This window comes from Flavobacterium sp. GT3P67 (genome assembly GCF_004349155.1).
Classification (GTDB): Bacteria; Bacteroidota; Bacteroidia; order Flavobacteriales; family Flavobacteriaceae; genus Flavobacterium; species Flavobacterium ranwuense.
Genome location: NZ_SMLF01000001.1, coordinates 454,316 through 469,343, shown reverse-complemented (window position 1 = coordinate 469,343; position 15,028 = coordinate 454,316). Strand labels below are relative to the sequence as shown.

Sequence of the window (15,028 nt, the reverse complement as noted above, 5' to 3'; positions counted from 1 at the left end):
AAAGACCTTAGAAATTTCTAAAGGTCTTTTTTTATAAAAATACTATTTCTAAAAACCGTAGTTTACGCCTAAACCAAATACTTCTCTTACTTGAACGGCTTGTACAGAATTGTCATCATAAATTGCCTGTACCGCTACGTTTGCTGACAAGTATTTATTTATTTTAAGGAGTACATTCATTTGATAATCCACATCAATATTCTGTGGATTCTCTAAATAATTAGAATATAAATTCAGTCTGTTTTCAATAGATACATTTGTCATTATATTGAATTTGTAATATCCCTGAATACTGGCGCCAAATTCAAATCTGGAATTATCTCCTTGCAAGACTCCAAAAGAAGGGCCAAATTGAGTAAAATGATCGTCAACTAAAATTAATTTTGCTGTAGCCGGAGAAAAGTTAACGCTTAGATTATTGCTTTTTTTCCACCACATACCAGGTCCAAATTGAAAATAAGAAGGTGAAAAGAAATGAGAAATTCTGACTCCATTTTTGTCAAAACCAGAATCCATTTGTGTTTTTAAATTGAAAAAAATAGAATAATACCAATCTCCTTTGGCTTTCTTGCCCCAAAGGGAATTAAGTTCTAAACGATCATCCGTCTTTGCGGTTTTTTCGTCTCCTTTTATTTTGCTTAAACCATAACCTAGAATGAATTTATTATCCCAAACGACATCTCCTTTTTTATAATTGAAGTCGTAATTCAAACCAAAATTACCGGCAACGTTTGAAGTTCCACCACCCAGCCATTGTTTATTGTAAGCCGATTGATTAAAAAGCAAAGAGATGTTTCCTTTTTTGGTCCAAAATTTTGTAGAGTCTTTTGGAGTTTCTTGCGCATGTATAGAAATTATCGCAAAAAGTAATACTAAAGAAAACGCTATTTTTTTCATGACTTTATATTTTAAATTCTACCATTAAAGTATAAATAAATGCAATGTATTAGTCCTTTTTAGGCGCTTTGTACAATGGAACGGCAGAGCAAGCTTCGCCATACATAATACTTCGTGCAAAAGGTTGCAAGTAATGCGCTGCTAATACATAAGCCCGCATCGGAACCGGTTTTCTCGAGCACCCTTTTATAATAACAGGCTTGTTTTTATATGCCGAATAATCAATTTTAGGCAGTAATTCTTCATAAAGTGAAGCGTCTAAATCTTCCAAAGTTCCATTAATGATTTTCTTTGCAAATGGCGCTAATTGAATCGCAACCAAAATCGAAGCCCAGGCCGGAACAATAGCATCAGTGCTGCAATGAATAGCAACATATTGATCCTGGTATTGTGACCAATCATGATTTTTTAGCTCTTCTCTAAAGTCTTTTTCTTTTAATAAAAATCCTTCCAGAAGCCATTGCGAAATATCTATTTGCGTACGAATCCCTCTTGGATAATAATCTTCGAGATCGAAAACTTCCAAAACACTATTCGCAACTTTATTTATTATTCCTTCCATAATTATGTCTTAAAGTCGAATGTCGAAAGTCATAAGGTCAGTGTTTTGAGACTTTATGACTTTCAACTTTATGACTAAATTTTAAAGCATTCCCAATTCTAATTTTGCTTCTTCGCTCATTAAATCTTTACTCCAAGGCGGATCAAAAGTGATTTCTACTTCAGCATCTTTTACATTATCTATCGATTTTACCTTTTCTTCTACTTCTCTTGGTAAACTTTCTGCAACTGGGCAGTTTGGGGATGTAAGTGTCATCAGGATTTTTACTTCATAATCCGTATTGACCATCACGTCATAAATCAATCCTAATTCGTAAATATCTACAGGAATCTCCGGATCGTAAATAGTCTTTAATATTTTTACGATTGATTCTCCTAACTCGGCAGTGTCTATAATTGTTTCTTCCATTTTATTTAGTTTTGCGTGTTGAATGCCAAAGCATACATTTTTATATTTTTTATCATCGATACCAATCCATTGGCACGAGTTGGTGATAAATGTTCTTTTAAGCCTATTTTGTCAATAAAATCCATGTCGGCTTCCAGAATATCTTTGGCGCTTTGATTTGAAAAAGTGCGGATTAATATAGCAATGATTCCTTTTGTCAAAATGGCATCACTATCGGCAGTGAAAACAATTTTGTCATCTTTTTTTTCTCCTTGCAACCACACTTTCGATTGACAGCCTTTGATCAGATTGTTTTCTGTTTTGAATTCTTCTTTGATTAAAGGAAGATTTTTTCCTAATTCGATGATGTATTCATAACGCTCCATCCAGTCGTCAAACATAGAAAACTCATCAACGATTTCTTCTTGTATGTCTTTAATTTTCATTATTCTTTTTTAGCAAATGAATTTATTTTATTTACAAATTTCTTAATTTCTTTTGGTGGAAAACCATGGTCAAAACTAGTAGTTTCATAGGGTTTGTCTTTATAAGTAATTTTCAAATGGGCTATCGCCGCACCGTCATGATAACGTTTTTCGGTAGGCGCTTTAAGTTTGGACAAATTATCCAATTCCATAGTTTTAAAACAGTCTACCAGTTCTTTCCAGTCGGCATCCGATATTTTTGTCGGTACCGGTTTGTCATTTCCATCTCTATCTTTTGAAACAGTAACCATCTGATTCTTCACTGTTATTTTTTGATAAAAACCTCTGGTGTTGGCTTCATATTCAATTACAGCGTTGGTGATTTCTTGCGCTTTGGCGCTATTACAACCATTGCCTAGAAAAATGGTCAGGAACAATAAAGACAATGTTTTCATGGGTTTATATTTTAGGATAACATTAATTTTGCTTTTTTTATAGCCTCAACCATAACGTCAATTTCTTCTTTGGTATTATAAAAAGCAAATGATGCTCGTATCGTTCCCGGAATACAAAAGAAATTCATGATTGGTTGCGCGCAATGATGGCCCGTTCTTACGGCTATTCCTAATTTGTCAATTATCGTACCAATATCATAGGGATGAATTCCTTCAATATTAAACGAAATTACGGAAGTTTTTGCTGCGGATGTACCAAAAATCTTCAGACCTTCAATTTCCAGTAAGCATTGCGTACCATACTCCAGTAATTCTTTTTCTTGTTGTTGAATGTTTTCAAAACCAACTCCATTCATATAATCAACTGCAGTTCCCAAAACAATTCCACCGGCGATATTTGGGGTTCCAGCTTCAAATTTATGGGGCAAATCAGCATAAGTTGTTTTCTCGAAAGTCACTTCCTTAATCATTTCGCCCCCACCTTGATAGGGCGGTAGTTTATTCAACCACGCTTCTTTTCCGTATAAAATTCCAGTTCCTGTTGGACCACACATTTTATGTCCTGAAAAAGCATAAAAATCACAATCCAAGTCCTGAACATCTGGTTTTAAATGCGGAACGGCTTGCGCTCCGTCGATCAAAATCGCTGCTCCAACTTCATGCGCTTTGTCAATCATGTATTTAATTGGATTGACTGTTCCCAATGCATTCGAAATATGGTTTACGGTTACAATCTTCGTTTTATCCGAAAGCAATTTGTCGTATTCAGACATAATCAATTCGCCATCCGTATTCATCGGAATGACCTTCAGTGTCGCTCCGGTTTTCTCGCATAACATTTGCCAAGGCACAATATTGCTGTGGTGTTCCAATGCGGAAACCAAGACCTCATCGCCTGGTTTTAAAATCGAAGCAAATCCATTGGTCACTAGATTAATTCCGTGTGTTGTTCCCGAAGTAAAAAGTACTTCGTGAGCGAATTTTGCATTGATATGATTTTGAATTTTACCACGGGAAGCTTCATAAGCGTCGGTTGCTAGCTGACTCAACGTATGAACGCCACGATGAATATTGGCATTAATTTCCTGATAATATTTTGAAATCGCATCAATCACAACTTGTGGTTTTTGCGAAGTAGCTCCATTGTCGAAATAAACCAATGGTTTTCCGTTTACTTTTTGGGAAAGGATTGGGAAATCGGCTCTAATTTTATTTATGTCTAACATTTACCTGCTTGTTTTTATTGCTTTTTATTGGTCAGATGTAACGCCAATAATGACAATCTTTTAAAATAATCAAAATTCTAATTTGCGTTTCTTTATTTAGAATTTTTCTAAATACAAAAGTAATAAAAACTAAATTGTTTTAGCCATCAATTCACCAATTTACTTCTGTTAATTTCGGTGTTTCATTACAATAGAATTCTTGAATTTGTGACTAAAAAATAATTATATTGCATTGTTTTACAATTAGCTACTATGAAATGAGCATACCGAAAACATGATGCAAAAATTGATTGAGATATGCGAAACGAAGTTCAATGACACACAAAAAACAATATCAACGGTCATTAATTCCATATTCCGATAAAAAATAAATATTAACTACGTATGAAAAATCTCTTTAAGTTTGTTGGTTTTGCGTCTTTTATCGGAATCTTTTATTTTGGATTCACGACCTATCCAAAACTGGATTTAATATCCGGCTTTTCAGCCAAAAGTATCGCTTCGGGATATTTTATTGATAATCGTTCACAGGAAATGATCGAGAAAAGCGACAATGATATTGACATGATTGATTTGGCCAAAAATAAAATAGAAGAAACAGCAAAGTTTGCCGTTGCTTCAGTTTATGGTTTGAAGGAACGAAAAGCAATTTATCGCGAAGGTTTGGGAGCCACTTTGATCAACGATGATTTTGATGTTACAAAGCCGTATTTGGTTCCGAAAAGAACAAAATTGAACAGCAATTTGCCTTTTCCGTATGGGAATAACGAACCCAAAGACACCGTTTTTGCAAATGTTGATTATACTAAATTGAATGCGGCTGTCGCCAATGCTTTTGATGCGAAAGGTGACTCGAGCCTAAAAGGCGAACAGGAGAAGCAAATCAAAAAAAGAACGCGTTCGATTTTAGTGATTTATAAAGACAAAATCATTGCCGAAAAGTACGATACCGGTTTTGATAAAAACAGTAAACTATTAGGGTGGTCCATGACTAAAAGTATTACTAGCACCATCTTTGGAATTTTGGGGAAACAAAGAAAATTTGTTATAGAGGATCCTGCTCCAATTCCAGAATGGGCGAATGACAAACGCAAAATAATCACAACCAACGATTTATTGCATATGAATTCCGGTTTAGAATGGGTAGAAAATTACAATACCATTTCTGATGCTACCAAAATGCTGTTTCAGGCCGAAGATATGACTCGGGTACAACTAGAGAAACCGGCGGAGTATAAACCCAATATGCGGTGGAATTATTCTTCGGGAACTACTAATTTACTCTCTGGGATTTTGCGGAAGCAGTTCAAAACGCATCAGGAGTATTTAGATTTTTGGTATTCTGCTTTGATTGATAAAATAGGAATGAACTCCATGGTAATCGAAACGGATATGGCGGGGAATTACGTAGGTTCATCGTACGGTTGGGCTACAACACGCGATTGGTCAAAATTTGGTTTGTTGTATTTGCACAAAGGCAATTGGAACGGCGAACAAATTTTTAACGAAAGTTGGGAGAAATATACTGCAACTCCTACAAATAAGTCAGACAGAAGATACGGTGCACATTTTTGGCTCAATGCCGGCGGACACTTTCCCGATGTTCCAAGAGACATGTATTATTGCAGCGGTTTTCAAGGACAAATGGTGGCGATTATTCCGTCATTGGATTTAGTTATTGTAAGAATGGGTTTGAAAGAAGAATCTGAATTTGATTTTAATGGAATGTTGAGTGGGATTATTGGGAGTTTGAAGAAGTAATGGTATTAAAAAACCCTTTCAGAGTTTTAAACTCTGAAAGGGTTGCTATGAAACTTTTTAGTAATGACTTACAAATCAAATCCCAATTTCACGCCTAATTTATTAGCGATAATAGTGGTAATTCGTTTTTTAAGTTCCGGTATTTTGATGTTTTCGATAACGGCATTCGAGAACGCATACATCAATAACGCTTTGGCTTCTTTTTTAGGAATTCCGCGTTGTTGCATGTAGAACATTGCCGTTTCGTCCAATTGTCCAACAGTACAACCGTGAGAACATTTTACGTCATCGGCAAAAATTTCCAATTGTGGTTTTGCATTTATTGTCGCTTTGTCGCTCAATAAAATGTTGTTGCTTTTTTGGAACGCATTCGTTTTTTGAGCGTCTTTCTCCACATACACTTTTCCGTTGAAAACTCCTGTAGAGCGATCAGCATAGATTCCTTTATAATCTTGGAAACTTTCGCAATTTGGAGCCGAATGTTTTACCAAAGTATAATGATCTACGTGTTGCTTTTCGCCAATAATCGTGATTCCGTTTAAGGTACTTGTCAATCGTTCCCCAAAGTGATAGAAATTCAAGTTGTTTCTCGTTAAGTTTCCTCCAAAAGAGAAGGTGTGAACAGAGACGTGACTTTCTTTTTGTTGAGAAACGTAGGTATTATCGATTAGATTCGCTTCAAGCGTATCGTTTTGAATTTTGTAATAATCAACAATCGCGCGTTTTTGAGCAAAAATCTCGGTAACGGAATTCGTTAACACTGGATTTTCGTTTAAACTTTGATGACGTTCAATAATTTGAACATGAGAATTCTCCCCAACAATCACCAAATTTCTTGGTTGAACCATAAGTGCCACTTCATTTCCTGTTGAGAAATACATAATCTCAATAGGCTTATCAGCCACTTTGCTTTTTGGAATGTTGATATATGCTCCTTCGTTAGCAAAAGCCGTATTCAGTGAAGTCAAGCTTTCGTCTTTGCTGGCAATTTGATTAAAATACGTATCAATAATCATTTTGTATTTTGGTTTGGTCAATGCCGATGACATCAAGCAAACATCAATTCCTTCGTGTGTTGTTGACGATAAATGCGAACTGAAAACGCCATCAATAAACACGACTTTATAGGTGTCTATTTCGTGTAAAAAATATTTTTTTACGTGGTTGAATTCAACTGCATTTTCTTCCTTTGGAAAAACGGTAAAGTCATTTTTTAGGATGGCGTTTAGCGAAGTGTATTTCCAAGCTTCATCTTTTTTGGTTGGAAAACCTTTATCTTCAAAGTTTTTTATGGCGGCAGTTCTCACATCATGAAGTTCGGAGTGAACATCAATACGCTCTTCGAAAGCCATAAAAGACGATAGTAATTTTTCTTTCAATTCCATTTTTGGTAGTTATAAGTTATGAGTTATAAGTTATGAGTTTTGCAAACTGCAAACTGTAACTGCAAACTAATTTTACGCTTCTTGTTCTTGTTTAATCCAGTCGTACCCTTTTTCTTCCAGTTCGTGCGCTAGTTCTTTTCCACCGGATTTTACAATTTTTCCGTTGTATAGTACGTGAACAAAATCAGGAACGATATAATCCAGTAATCTTTGGTAGTGCGTAATCACTACGATTGCATTTTTGTCGCTTTTTAGTTTGTTAACACCATTTGCAACGATACGCAAAGCATCAATATCAAGTCCAGAATCGGTTTCATCAAGAATAGCCAATTTTGGTTCTAACATTGCCATTTGGAAAATTTCGTTACGTTTTTTCTCACCACCAGAAAATCCTTCGTTTAAAGAACGAGAAAGAAATTTTCTGTCAATTTCTAATAATTCTGATTTTTCACGAATCACTTTTAGCATATCTTTAGCCGGCATTTCTTCCAGACCGTTTGCTTTGCGTGTTTCGTTAATGGCTGTTCTCATGAAGTTCGTTACCGAAACTCCTGGAATTTCCACTGGATATTGAAACGAAAGAAAAACACCTTTATGTGCTCTTTCTTCTGGTGCCAATTCAGAAAGGTCCTCACCGTCTAAAGAGATTTCACCTTCGGTTACTTCATAGTTTTCGTTTCCTGCAATGATGGAAGCAAGGGTACTTTTTCCGGCACCGTTTGGTCCCATTATCGCGTGAATTTCTCCCGCTTTCACCTCAAGGTTAATCCCTTTTAATATTTCTTTATCCCCAATTGAGGCGTGTAAATTTTTTATACTTAACATTTGTTTCTTTAATTTTAAAAGGATTTAAATTCTCTTTTATTCTAAAATACTATTGATGCGTTCTTGGTCTTTTATTGTTTGATAGGATAAATGCTTTTCTCCTAAATATTTTATTCCTAAATATTCCGCTGATAATCGAAAGGGTAAATAAAAATCATACTCTAATTGATCTTCATCAGAATTTGAAATTACAAACATATTTTTACCTCTTAATTTTCGACCTAATTCTTTTTCGATTCTGATTAAATCAGAAAAACGGTCGAAAAACACTTTCATTATTCCGCTCATCGCATACCAGTAAACAGGTGTTGCAAAAACTAGCGTATCATATTTTTCAATGATAGAAGTTATTAAAGGCAAAAAATCATCGGCTCTATTTTCACTTTCATAATCATAATAGGAAATAGAATAATCTCTTAAATCGATAACATCAGCATTTATTTGGTTGGAAATTTTATCAACTATTTTTGAAGTATTTCCATTGCTTCTGGAAGAACCAACAATAATAACTTTCGTGTTTCTCATATTCAAATTATCCAACACTTCCCTCAAGAGAAATTTCTAATAATTTTTGTGCTTCTACTGCGAATTCCATTGGTAATTTATTCAAAACCTCTTTGCTGAAACCATTTACGATTAAAGCAATGGCTTTTTCGGTTGGAATTCCACGTTGGTTGCAATAGAAAACCTGGTCTTCGCCAATTTTACTTGTCGTAGCCTCATGTTCTATTTTTGCCGATGGATTTTTACTTTCGATATAAGGGAAAGTATGCGCACCACAATTGTTTCCCATTAATAACGAGTCACATTGCGAAAAGTTTCTGGCATTATCCGCTCTGGCGCTAATTTGCACCAAACCACGGTAACTGTTTTGTGATCTTCCCGCAGAAATTCCTTTAGAAATAATAGTCGATTTAGTGTTTTTTCCTAAATGGATCATTTTGGTTCCTGTATCGGCTTGTTGGAAATTATTGGTAACAGCAATCGAATAAAATTCACCTGTTGAATTATCTCCTTTTAAAATAACGGAAGGATATTTCCAAGTTATCGCTGAACCTGTTTCAACTTGAGTCCAAGAAATTTTTGCGTTTTTCTCGCAGATACCTCTTTTGGTCACAAAATTGAAAACCCCACCTTTTCCTTCTTTATTTCCAGGATACCAGTTTTGTACGGTTGAATATTTGATTTCGGCATCGTCCAATGCAATTAATTCCACTACTGCAGCGTGCAATTGGTTTTCATCACGACTTGGAGCAGTACATCCTTCTAAGTAAGAAACATAACTACCTTCGTCAGCAACTAATAATGTTCTCTCGAACTGTCCTGTTCCGGCTTGATTGATTCTGAAATAAGTCGAAAGTTCCATAGGGCAACGAACGCCTTTTGGAATATAACAGAAAGACCCATCAGAGAAAACTGCCGAATTCAGCGCCGCATAAAAGTTATCTTTTTGTGGTACAACCGTTCCTAAATATTTACGGACTAATTCCGGATGTTCTTTGATGGCTTCAGAAATACTCATAAAAATGATTCCTTTTTCACCTAATGTTTTCTTGAATGTAGTCGCTACTGAAACCGAATCGACTACGATATCCATAGCTACATTATTCATCATTTTTTGCTCATCGACAGAGATGCCCAACTTTTTATACATTTCTAAAAGTTCAGGGTCTACATCGTCCAATGTTTTATTAGGATCTACCGCTTTTGGGGCTGAATAATAGGAAATGGCCTGAAAATCAGGTTTGATATAATGCACATTTGCCCATTCTGGCTCTGTCATTTGCTCCCAAGCACGAAAAGCCTCAAGACGCCAATCAGTCATCCATTGAGGTTCTCCTTTTTTATGGGATATGGCACGAACTATATCTTCATTTAAACCAATAGGAAACGTTTCTGATTCTAATTCGGTATAAAATCCGTATTCGTATTCTTTATTTTCGAGTTCGATTTTTAAGTCGTCTTCTGTGTATTTTGACATAATTTTATTTTTTAAAACCATTAAGAAATTAAGGTTTATTAAGGCTTAATTACCTTAATTTCTTAATGGTTTAAATCTTTTTTAATTTGGTTATAGAGAAAATGATTCTCCACAACCACAAGTTCTATTGGCATTTGGGTTATTGAAAACAAACCCTTTGCCATTTATTCCTCCTGAAAATTCTAATATTGTTCCGGCTAAGTACAGAAAAGATTTCTTTTCTACAGCAATAGTAATATCGTTGTCTACAAAAATTTTATCGTCTTCGTTTTTTGTTTTATCAAATTTTAAATCATAAGACAATCCAGAACATCCGCCGCTTTTTACACCAACTCTTACGTAGTCGATTGCAGCATCAAAACCATCATCTTTCATTAAATCGATGATTTTTTTTCTTGCAGTGTCAGAAACTTTTATCATAGCTTATATTGATTTTGTCTAAATTAAGCACAAAGATAGTGTATAAAAAGCTTTTTCCATAATTGATGTGATTTTTATAACCAATGCAAAAATAGAAAAAACCTATTTGAAACGGGTAAAAGCGTTTGAATTCCTTAACTTTGGTTCCTCTCAAAAAAAATAAAAAAACATGAAATTATATCCTATAGAAACAGGCAATTTTAAATTGGATGGCGGCGCAATGTTTGGCGTGGTGCCAAAAACCATTTGGAACAAAACCAATCCAGCCGATTCAACTAATTTAATAGATATTGCGGCACGTTGTTTATTGATTGAAGATGATAATAAATTGATTTTGATAGACACCGGGATGGGAAACAAACAATCAGAGAAATTTTTTGGTTATTATTCACTTTGGGGAACACATTCGATGGATAAATCGTTGGCCAAATACGGTTTTCATCGTGAAGATGTCACTGATGTTTTTATGACGCATTTGCATTTTGACCATTGTGGCGGAAGCGTGCAATGGAACGCAGAAAAAACCGGTTACGAACCAGCGTTTAAAAACGCAAAATTCTGGAGTAATGAAAATCATTGGGAATGGGCAACCAAACCAAATCCCAGAGAAAAAGCGTCCTTTCTATCGGAGAATATTTTGCCGATGCAGGAAAGTGGGCAGTTGAATTTTATCCAAAGACCGGAAGGGGATTTTTTAGAAAAATCGGAACTGGGTTTTGGCATCTTTTTTGCTGATGGACATACCGAAAAGCAAATGATTCCGCACATTCAATATAAGGATAAGACAATCGTTTTTTGTGCTGATTTATTGGCAACAGCCGGACATATTCCTATTCCGTATGTGATGGGCTATGATACCAGGCCGTTATTGACCATGCCAGAAAAAGAAAAATTCATGAATGTGGCAGCTGATAATAATTATTATTTGTTCTTGGAACACGATGCACATAATGAAATAATAACCGTACAAAAAACCGAGAAGGGTGTTCGATTAAAAGAAAGATTTACCTGTAACGAAATCTTAACATAGTGTTAATCATAACTCCTTTTGTAACAAAAAAAATTATTTTAGACCAATATTTTAAAATTAACAAAAAACATTTTAGATGAATACCATTAAACCTATTTACATTTCTGCTTTTGCAATCTTAGCATTAGTAGGGTGTGGTGCTTCAAAACAAGTTTCAACTACTTCGGGACTAGTTGCTATTAGCGCACCTTTGAACATTACAAAAAAGGCACCGATTGCTGAAAATGACTTGAAACGTTGGAGCCATTTAGATATTGTAACCGATACCATTCCTGGAATGAGTGTTGACAAAGCGTATGCTGAATTATTGAAAGGTAAAAAAGGCGTGCCAGTTATTGTTGGAATTGTAGATTCTGGTGTGGATATCGAACACGAGGATTTAAAATCAGTGCTTTGGACCAATACAAAAGAAATTGCCGGAAACGGAATAGACGATGACAAAAACGGGTATATCGATGATATTCACGGTTGGAATTTTCTTGGAGATAGTACCAAAGAGAATCTAGAATACGAAAGAATCATTAAAAACAAAAGCTTAGTTGATGAAGTAACCTATCAAGCTGCAAAAGCATTGAATGACAAAAAAGTTGCTGATGCAGCTGCAGGAAAAACACGTTCAGAGCAAATGTTGGGGACTTTAAACGAAGGAGATGCTGCTTTAGTAAAATATTTTGGCAAACCAGTGTACACAATTGAAGAAGTTAATGCAATCGTTTCGCAAGAACCGGCAACACAAAAGAGCAAAGCGGCAATGCAACAAATGCTTTCTTATGGATTGCCAATAGCGGATTTAAAAGTTGCTGTTCAAAAACAATTAGACGATCAGATTGCGCTTATAAACGGAGATAATCTGAAAACGGATTACCGTAAAGTGGTAGGTGATAATCCAAATGATATTACTGATACTAAATACGGAAATAACAATGTAATGGGACCAGATAAGAACGAAATTCTTCATGGAACTCACGTTGCCGGAATTGTTGCTCAAAGCAGAAACAATGTATTAGGTGGTGATGGTGTTGCTAATAATGTTCAAATTCTTACTGTTCGTGCGGTGCCAGACGGGGATGAATACGATAAAGATATTGCATTAGGAATTCGTTATGCGGTGGATAATGGTGCCAAAGTAATCAACGGAAGTTTTGGAAAAAGCTTTTCTCCACATAAACAATGGGTTTATGATGCCATAAAATATGCTGAGAAAAAGGATGTATTGATCGTTCACGCAGCGGGTAATGATGCAAAAGATATTGATTATGCAGAAAATTTCCCTAACGATTCTGAAGATAAAGTAACGGAGTTTGCTGATAATTTAATCACAATTGGTGCTTTGAATTTTGAGTACGGAAATAAAGTTGTAGCTCGTTTTTCTAATATTGGGAAGATTAATGTTGACGTTTTTGCTCCTGGAGTAAAAATCTATGCTACAACTCCAAATAATACATACAAGTACTTACAAGGAACTTCAATGGCTGCGCCAAATGCTGCCGGAGTTGCTGCATTAATTCGTTCGTACTATCCAAAATTATCTGCTAAACAGGTAAAACATATTTTGATGGATTCAGGAGTTGCAATTGCAACGGATGTTATTGTAGGTGGAAAAGCAAATGACACGCGTTCTTTTACTGCTCTGTCTCAATCAGGAAAAATAGTAAATGCGTATAACGCTTTACTGATGGCAGAGAAAATGTCTAAATAATATTTAAGAATTCATTACATGGAAGGGCAATTTGCCCTTCCATTTTTATTTTAACCTATATGAAAAAGTTACTTTTATTTTCTATTTTTTCCTTAAGTTTCGGAAGTCTGCTGGCTCAGAACACCTCGTATTGGCAGCAACATGTCGATTACAAAATGGATGTTTCCATGGATGTAAAAACATACCAATACAAAGGAAAACAGGAATTGGTTTACACCAATAATTCTCCTGATACTTTGAGAAAAGTATATTATCACCTATTCAATAATGCCTTTCAGCCTGGAAGCGAAATGGATGCCAGAATCCAAAGCATCAAAGATCCAGACGCAAGAATGGTCACCAAAGTAAAAGTTGGCGATACCGAAGTAAAAGAAAGCCGAATTAAAAATTTGAAACCAAATGAAATTGGTTATTTGCGAATTTCTAATTTCAAACAAGACGGAGCAGTTGCTAATGCAAAAGAGATAGGGACTATTCTTGAAGTGACTTTGGCTAAGCCAATACTGCCGAATACTAAAACTACATTTACATTAGATTTTGATGGTCAGGTTCCAATTCAGATTCGTCGTTCCGGAAGAAATAATGCCGAAGGTGTAGCATTATCCATGTCACAATGGTATCCAAAACTTGCTGAATTTGATTTTGAAGGTTGGCATGCCGATCCGTATATCGCCAGAGAATTTCATGGCGTTTGGGGGAATTTTGACGTGAATATTACTATTGATAAAGATTACGTTTTAGGTGGCACCGGTTATTTGCAAAACAAAAACGAAATCGGTCATGGCTATCAAGACCAAGGTGTTGTTGTGTCTGTTCCAAAGAAAACAAAAACATTGACGTGGCATTTTAATGCGCCAATGGTTCATGATTTTACTTGGGCTGCTGATAAGGATTACATTCATGATGTAGTAAAAGGGCCTAATGGCGTTGATTTGCATTTCTTGTATAAAAACAATCCAAAATACATTCAAAACTGGAAAAACCTGCAACCAAAAACGGTTCAGTTGATGGAAATTTACAACAAAACGGTTGGGGATTATCCATACAAACAATATTCTGTGATTCAAGGTGGCGATGGCGGAATGGAATATGCAATGTGTACGTTGATTTTGGGTCAAGGTACGTTTGACGGATTGCTTGGGGTGACCGCACATGAAATGGCGCATTCTTGGTTCCAACATATTTTAGCTTCCAATGAATCTAAACACGGATGGATGGACGAAGGATTTACCTCATTCCTGGAAGATTTTGGACTGAATGAAATTGACGATAAAAAAGTAGAAAACCCATTTGCAGCAGCATATAAAGGGTACTATGCAATGGTAAATTCAGGAAAAGAATTACCACAAGGAACACATGCGGATCGTTTTGATGAAAATAAAGTATACAGCGTTACTTCCTATAGTAAAGGAGAAATTTTCTTGGCACAATTGATATACTTAACAGGTAAAGAAAATGCATTCAAAACCTTGAAAAAATATTACAGCGATTTTAAATTCAAGCATCCTACGCCAAATGATATCAAAAGATCTGCGGAAAAAATTTCTGGAGCAAATCTAGATTGGTATTTGACGGATTGGACACAAACCACAAATACTATTGATTATGGTATCAAGGATGTAAAAGAAAATACGGATAAAACAACTGTTACTTTAGAAAGAATTGGAAGAATGCCAATGCCAATTGATTTGACAGTGGAGTATACGGATGGAACAACAGAAAGTTTTTACATTCCGTTGCGCATGATGAGTTTTGAAAAAGAAAACCCAACACCAGCAATAAAAAGAACGGTTTTGAATGATTGGGCTTGGGCGTATCCAACCTTTGAATTTGATATTTCTAAATCAAAAGCTTCCATCAAGAAAATCACCATCGACCCAAGTGGATTAATGGCCGATTTGAAAAAGGAAAACAATACGTATGAGATAAAGTAATTTTGAAAAGCCCTGAAAAGGGCTTTTTTTATTCAAATTAA

At 35.4% G+C, this 15,028-nt stretch carries 15 protein-coding genes; 4 read left to right on the top strand and 11 right to left on the bottom strand.

Annotated features, from left to right (window positions below; all coding sequences use genetic code 11):
- Positions 1–48: 48 nt before the first annotated feature.
- From E0H99_RS02020 to E0H99_RS01995, 6 genes are all read right to left on the bottom strand, one after another.
- Complete coding sequence (locus E0H99_RS02020) at positions 49–897, bottom strand: DUF3078 domain-containing protein (protein ID WP_131990682.1); 849 nt, start codon at positions 895–897, stop codon at positions 49–51.
- Between the two features lie 49 nt (positions 898–946).
- Positions 947–1,459 carry a DUF2480 family protein gene (locus E0H99_RS02015; protein WP_131990680.1) on the bottom strand — a complete coding sequence of 171 codons (513 nt, stop codon included), beginning with the start codon at positions 1,457–1,459 and terminating at the stop codon, positions 947–949.
- Positions 1,460–1,540: 81 nt separating this feature from the next.
- Complete coding sequence (locus E0H99_RS02010) at positions 1,541–1,867, bottom strand: SUF system Fe-S cluster assembly protein (RefSeq protein ID WP_131990678.1); 327 nt, start codon at positions 1,865–1,867, stop codon at positions 1,541–1,543.
- A gap of 5 nt (positions 1,868–1,872) precedes the next feature.
- Positions 1,873–2,292 (bottom strand): SufE family protein, encoded by a 420-nt coding sequence (locus E0H99_RS02005; protein ID WP_131990676.1) that lies wholly within the window; start codon positions 2,290–2,292, stop codon positions 1,873–1,875.
- Positions 2,292–2,726 (bottom strand): hypothetical protein, encoded by a 435-nt coding sequence (locus tag E0H99_RS02000; protein ID WP_131990674.1) that lies wholly within the window; start codon positions 2,724–2,726, stop codon positions 2,292–2,294. The genes E0H99_RS02005 and E0H99_RS02000 overlap by 1 nt, the downstream gene beginning before the upstream one ends.
- 11 nt (positions 2,727–2,737) lie before the next feature.
- Positions 2,738–3,952 (bottom strand): aminotransferase class V-fold PLP-dependent enzyme, encoded by a 1,215-nt coding sequence (locus E0H99_RS01995; RefSeq protein WP_131990672.1) that lies wholly within the window; start codon positions 3,950–3,952, stop codon positions 2,738–2,740.
- 384 nt (positions 3,953–4,336) lie between these two features.
- Here E0H99_RS01995 and E0H99_RS01990 point away from each other — a divergent pair, with 384 nt between their 5' ends.
- Positions 4,337–5,713, top strand: a complete 1,377-nt coding sequence (locus E0H99_RS01990) for a serine hydrolase domain-containing protein (RefSeq protein WP_131990670.1) — start codon at positions 4,337–4,339, stop codon at positions 5,711–5,713.
- 68 nt (positions 5,714–5,781) lie between these two features.
- Here the strand turns inward: E0H99_RS01990 and sufD are convergent, their stop codons facing one another.
- From sufD to E0H99_RS01965, 5 genes are all read right to left on the bottom strand, one after another.
- Entirely contained in the window at positions 5,782–7,098 is a 1,317-nt protein-coding gene (sufD, locus tag E0H99_RS01985) for a Fe-S cluster assembly protein SufD (RefSeq protein WP_131990668.1), read from the bottom strand.
- A 72-nt stretch (positions 7,099–7,170) separates the two neighbouring features.
- A complete protein-coding gene (gene sufC, locus E0H99_RS01980) occupies positions 7,171–7,923 on the bottom strand; it encodes a Fe-S cluster assembly ATPase SufC (RefSeq protein ID WP_091166388.1) in 753 nt (250 codons plus the stop codon).
- A 36-nt stretch (positions 7,924–7,959) separates the two neighbouring features.
- Complete coding sequence (locus tag E0H99_RS01975) at positions 7,960–8,448, bottom strand: flavodoxin family protein (RefSeq protein WP_131990666.1); 489 nt, start codon at positions 8,446–8,448, stop codon at positions 7,960–7,962.
- A gap of 7 nt (positions 8,449–8,455) precedes the next feature.
- A complete protein-coding gene (gene sufB / locus E0H99_RS01970; protein WP_131990664.1) occupies positions 8,456–9,904 on the bottom strand; it encodes a Fe-S cluster assembly protein SufB in 1,449 nt (482 codons plus the stop codon).
- Positions 9,905–9,994: 90 nt separating this feature from the next.
- Positions 9,995–10,324 carry a HesB/IscA family protein gene (locus tag E0H99_RS01965; protein WP_114753489.1) on the bottom strand — a complete coding sequence of 110 codons (330 nt, stop codon included), beginning with the start codon at positions 10,322–10,324 and terminating at the stop codon, positions 9,995–9,997.
- A 169-nt stretch (positions 10,325–10,493) separates the two neighbouring features.
- Between E0H99_RS01965 and E0H99_RS01960 the strand changes: the two genes are divergently transcribed.
- The 3 genes from E0H99_RS01960 (at position 10,494) to E0H99_RS01950 (ending at position 14,987) form a co-directional block, all read left to right on the top strand.
- Positions 10,494–11,354: an MBL fold metallo-hydrolase gene (locus E0H99_RS01960; protein WP_131990662.1), complete on the top strand. Its 861-nt coding sequence runs from the start codon at positions 10,494–10,496 to the stop codon at positions 11,352–11,354.
- 76 nt (positions 11,355–11,430) lie between these two features.
- On the top strand, positions 11,431–13,053 hold the full coding sequence (locus E0H99_RS01955; RefSeq protein ID WP_131990660.1) for a S8 family peptidase: 1,623 nt from the start codon (positions 11,431–11,433) through the stop codon (positions 13,051–13,053).
- 59 nt (positions 13,054–13,112) lie between these two features.
- Positions 13,113–14,987 (top strand): M1 family metallopeptidase, encoded by a 1,875-nt coding sequence (locus tag E0H99_RS01950; RefSeq protein ID WP_131990658.1) that lies wholly within the window; start codon positions 13,113–13,115, stop codon positions 14,985–14,987.
- The last annotated feature ends 41 nt before the right edge of the window (positions 14,988–15,028 follow it).

What these genes read in the sequence shown, in the direction of transcription:
- E0H99_RS02020 (WP_131990682.1), bottom strand. Translation starts at nt 897, where the DNA reads ATGAAAAAAATAGCGTTTTCTTTAGTATTACTTTTTGCGATAATTTCT.
- E0H99_RS01975 (WP_131990666.1), bottom strand. Translation starts at nt 8,448, where the DNA reads ATGAGAAACACGAAAGTTATTATTGTTGGTTCTTCCAGAAGCAATGGA.
- E0H99_RS01950 (WP_131990658.1), top strand. Translation starts at nt 13,113, where the DNA reads ATGAAAAAGTTACTTTTATTTTCTATTTTTTCCTTAAGTTTCGGAAGT.
- E0H99_RS02010 (WP_131990678.1), bottom strand. Translation starts at nt 1,867, where the DNA reads ATGGAAGAAACAATTATAGACACTGCCGAGTTAGGAGAATCAATCGTA.
- E0H99_RS02000 (WP_131990674.1), bottom strand. Translation starts at nt 2,726, where the DNA reads ATGAAAACATTGTCTTTATTGTTCCTGACCATTTTTCTAGGCAATGGT.
- E0H99_RS02015 (WP_131990680.1), bottom strand. Translation starts at nt 1,459, where the DNA reads ATGGAAGGAATAATAAATAAAGTTGCGAATAGTGTTTTGGAAGTTTTC.
- sufD (WP_131990668.1), bottom strand. Translation starts at nt 7,098, where the DNA reads ATGGAATTGAAAGAAAAATTACTATCGTCTTTTATGGCTTTCGAAGAG.
- E0H99_RS01990 (WP_131990670.1), top strand. Translation starts at nt 4,337, where the DNA reads ATGAAAAATCTCTTTAAGTTTGTTGGTTTTGCGTCTTTTATCGGAATC.
- E0H99_RS01965 (WP_114753489.1), bottom strand. Translation starts at nt 10,324, where the DNA reads ATGATAAAAGTTTCTGACACTGCAAGAAAAAAAATCATCGATTTAATG.
- E0H99_RS02005 (WP_131990676.1), bottom strand. Translation starts at nt 2,292, where the DNA reads ATGAAAATTAAAGACATACAAGAAGAAATCGTTGATGAGTTTTCTATG.
- E0H99_RS01960 (WP_131990662.1), top strand. Translation starts at nt 10,494, where the DNA reads ATGAAATTATATCCTATAGAAACAGGCAATTTTAAATTGGATGGCGGC.
- E0H99_RS01955 (WP_131990660.1), top strand. Translation starts at nt 11,431, where the DNA reads ATGAATACCATTAAACCTATTTACATTTCTGCTTTTGCAATCTTAGCA.
- E0H99_RS01995 (WP_131990672.1), bottom strand. Translation starts at nt 3,952, where the DNA reads ATGTTAGACATAAATAAAATTAGAGCCGATTTCCCAATCCTTTCCCAA.
- sufC (WP_091166388.1), bottom strand. Translation starts at nt 7,923, where the DNA reads ATGTTAAGTATAAAAAATTTACACGCCTCAATTGGGGATAAAGAAATA.
- sufB (WP_131990664.1), bottom strand. Translation starts at nt 9,904, where the DNA reads ATGTCAAAATACACAGAAGACGACTTAAAAATCGAACTCGAAAATAAA.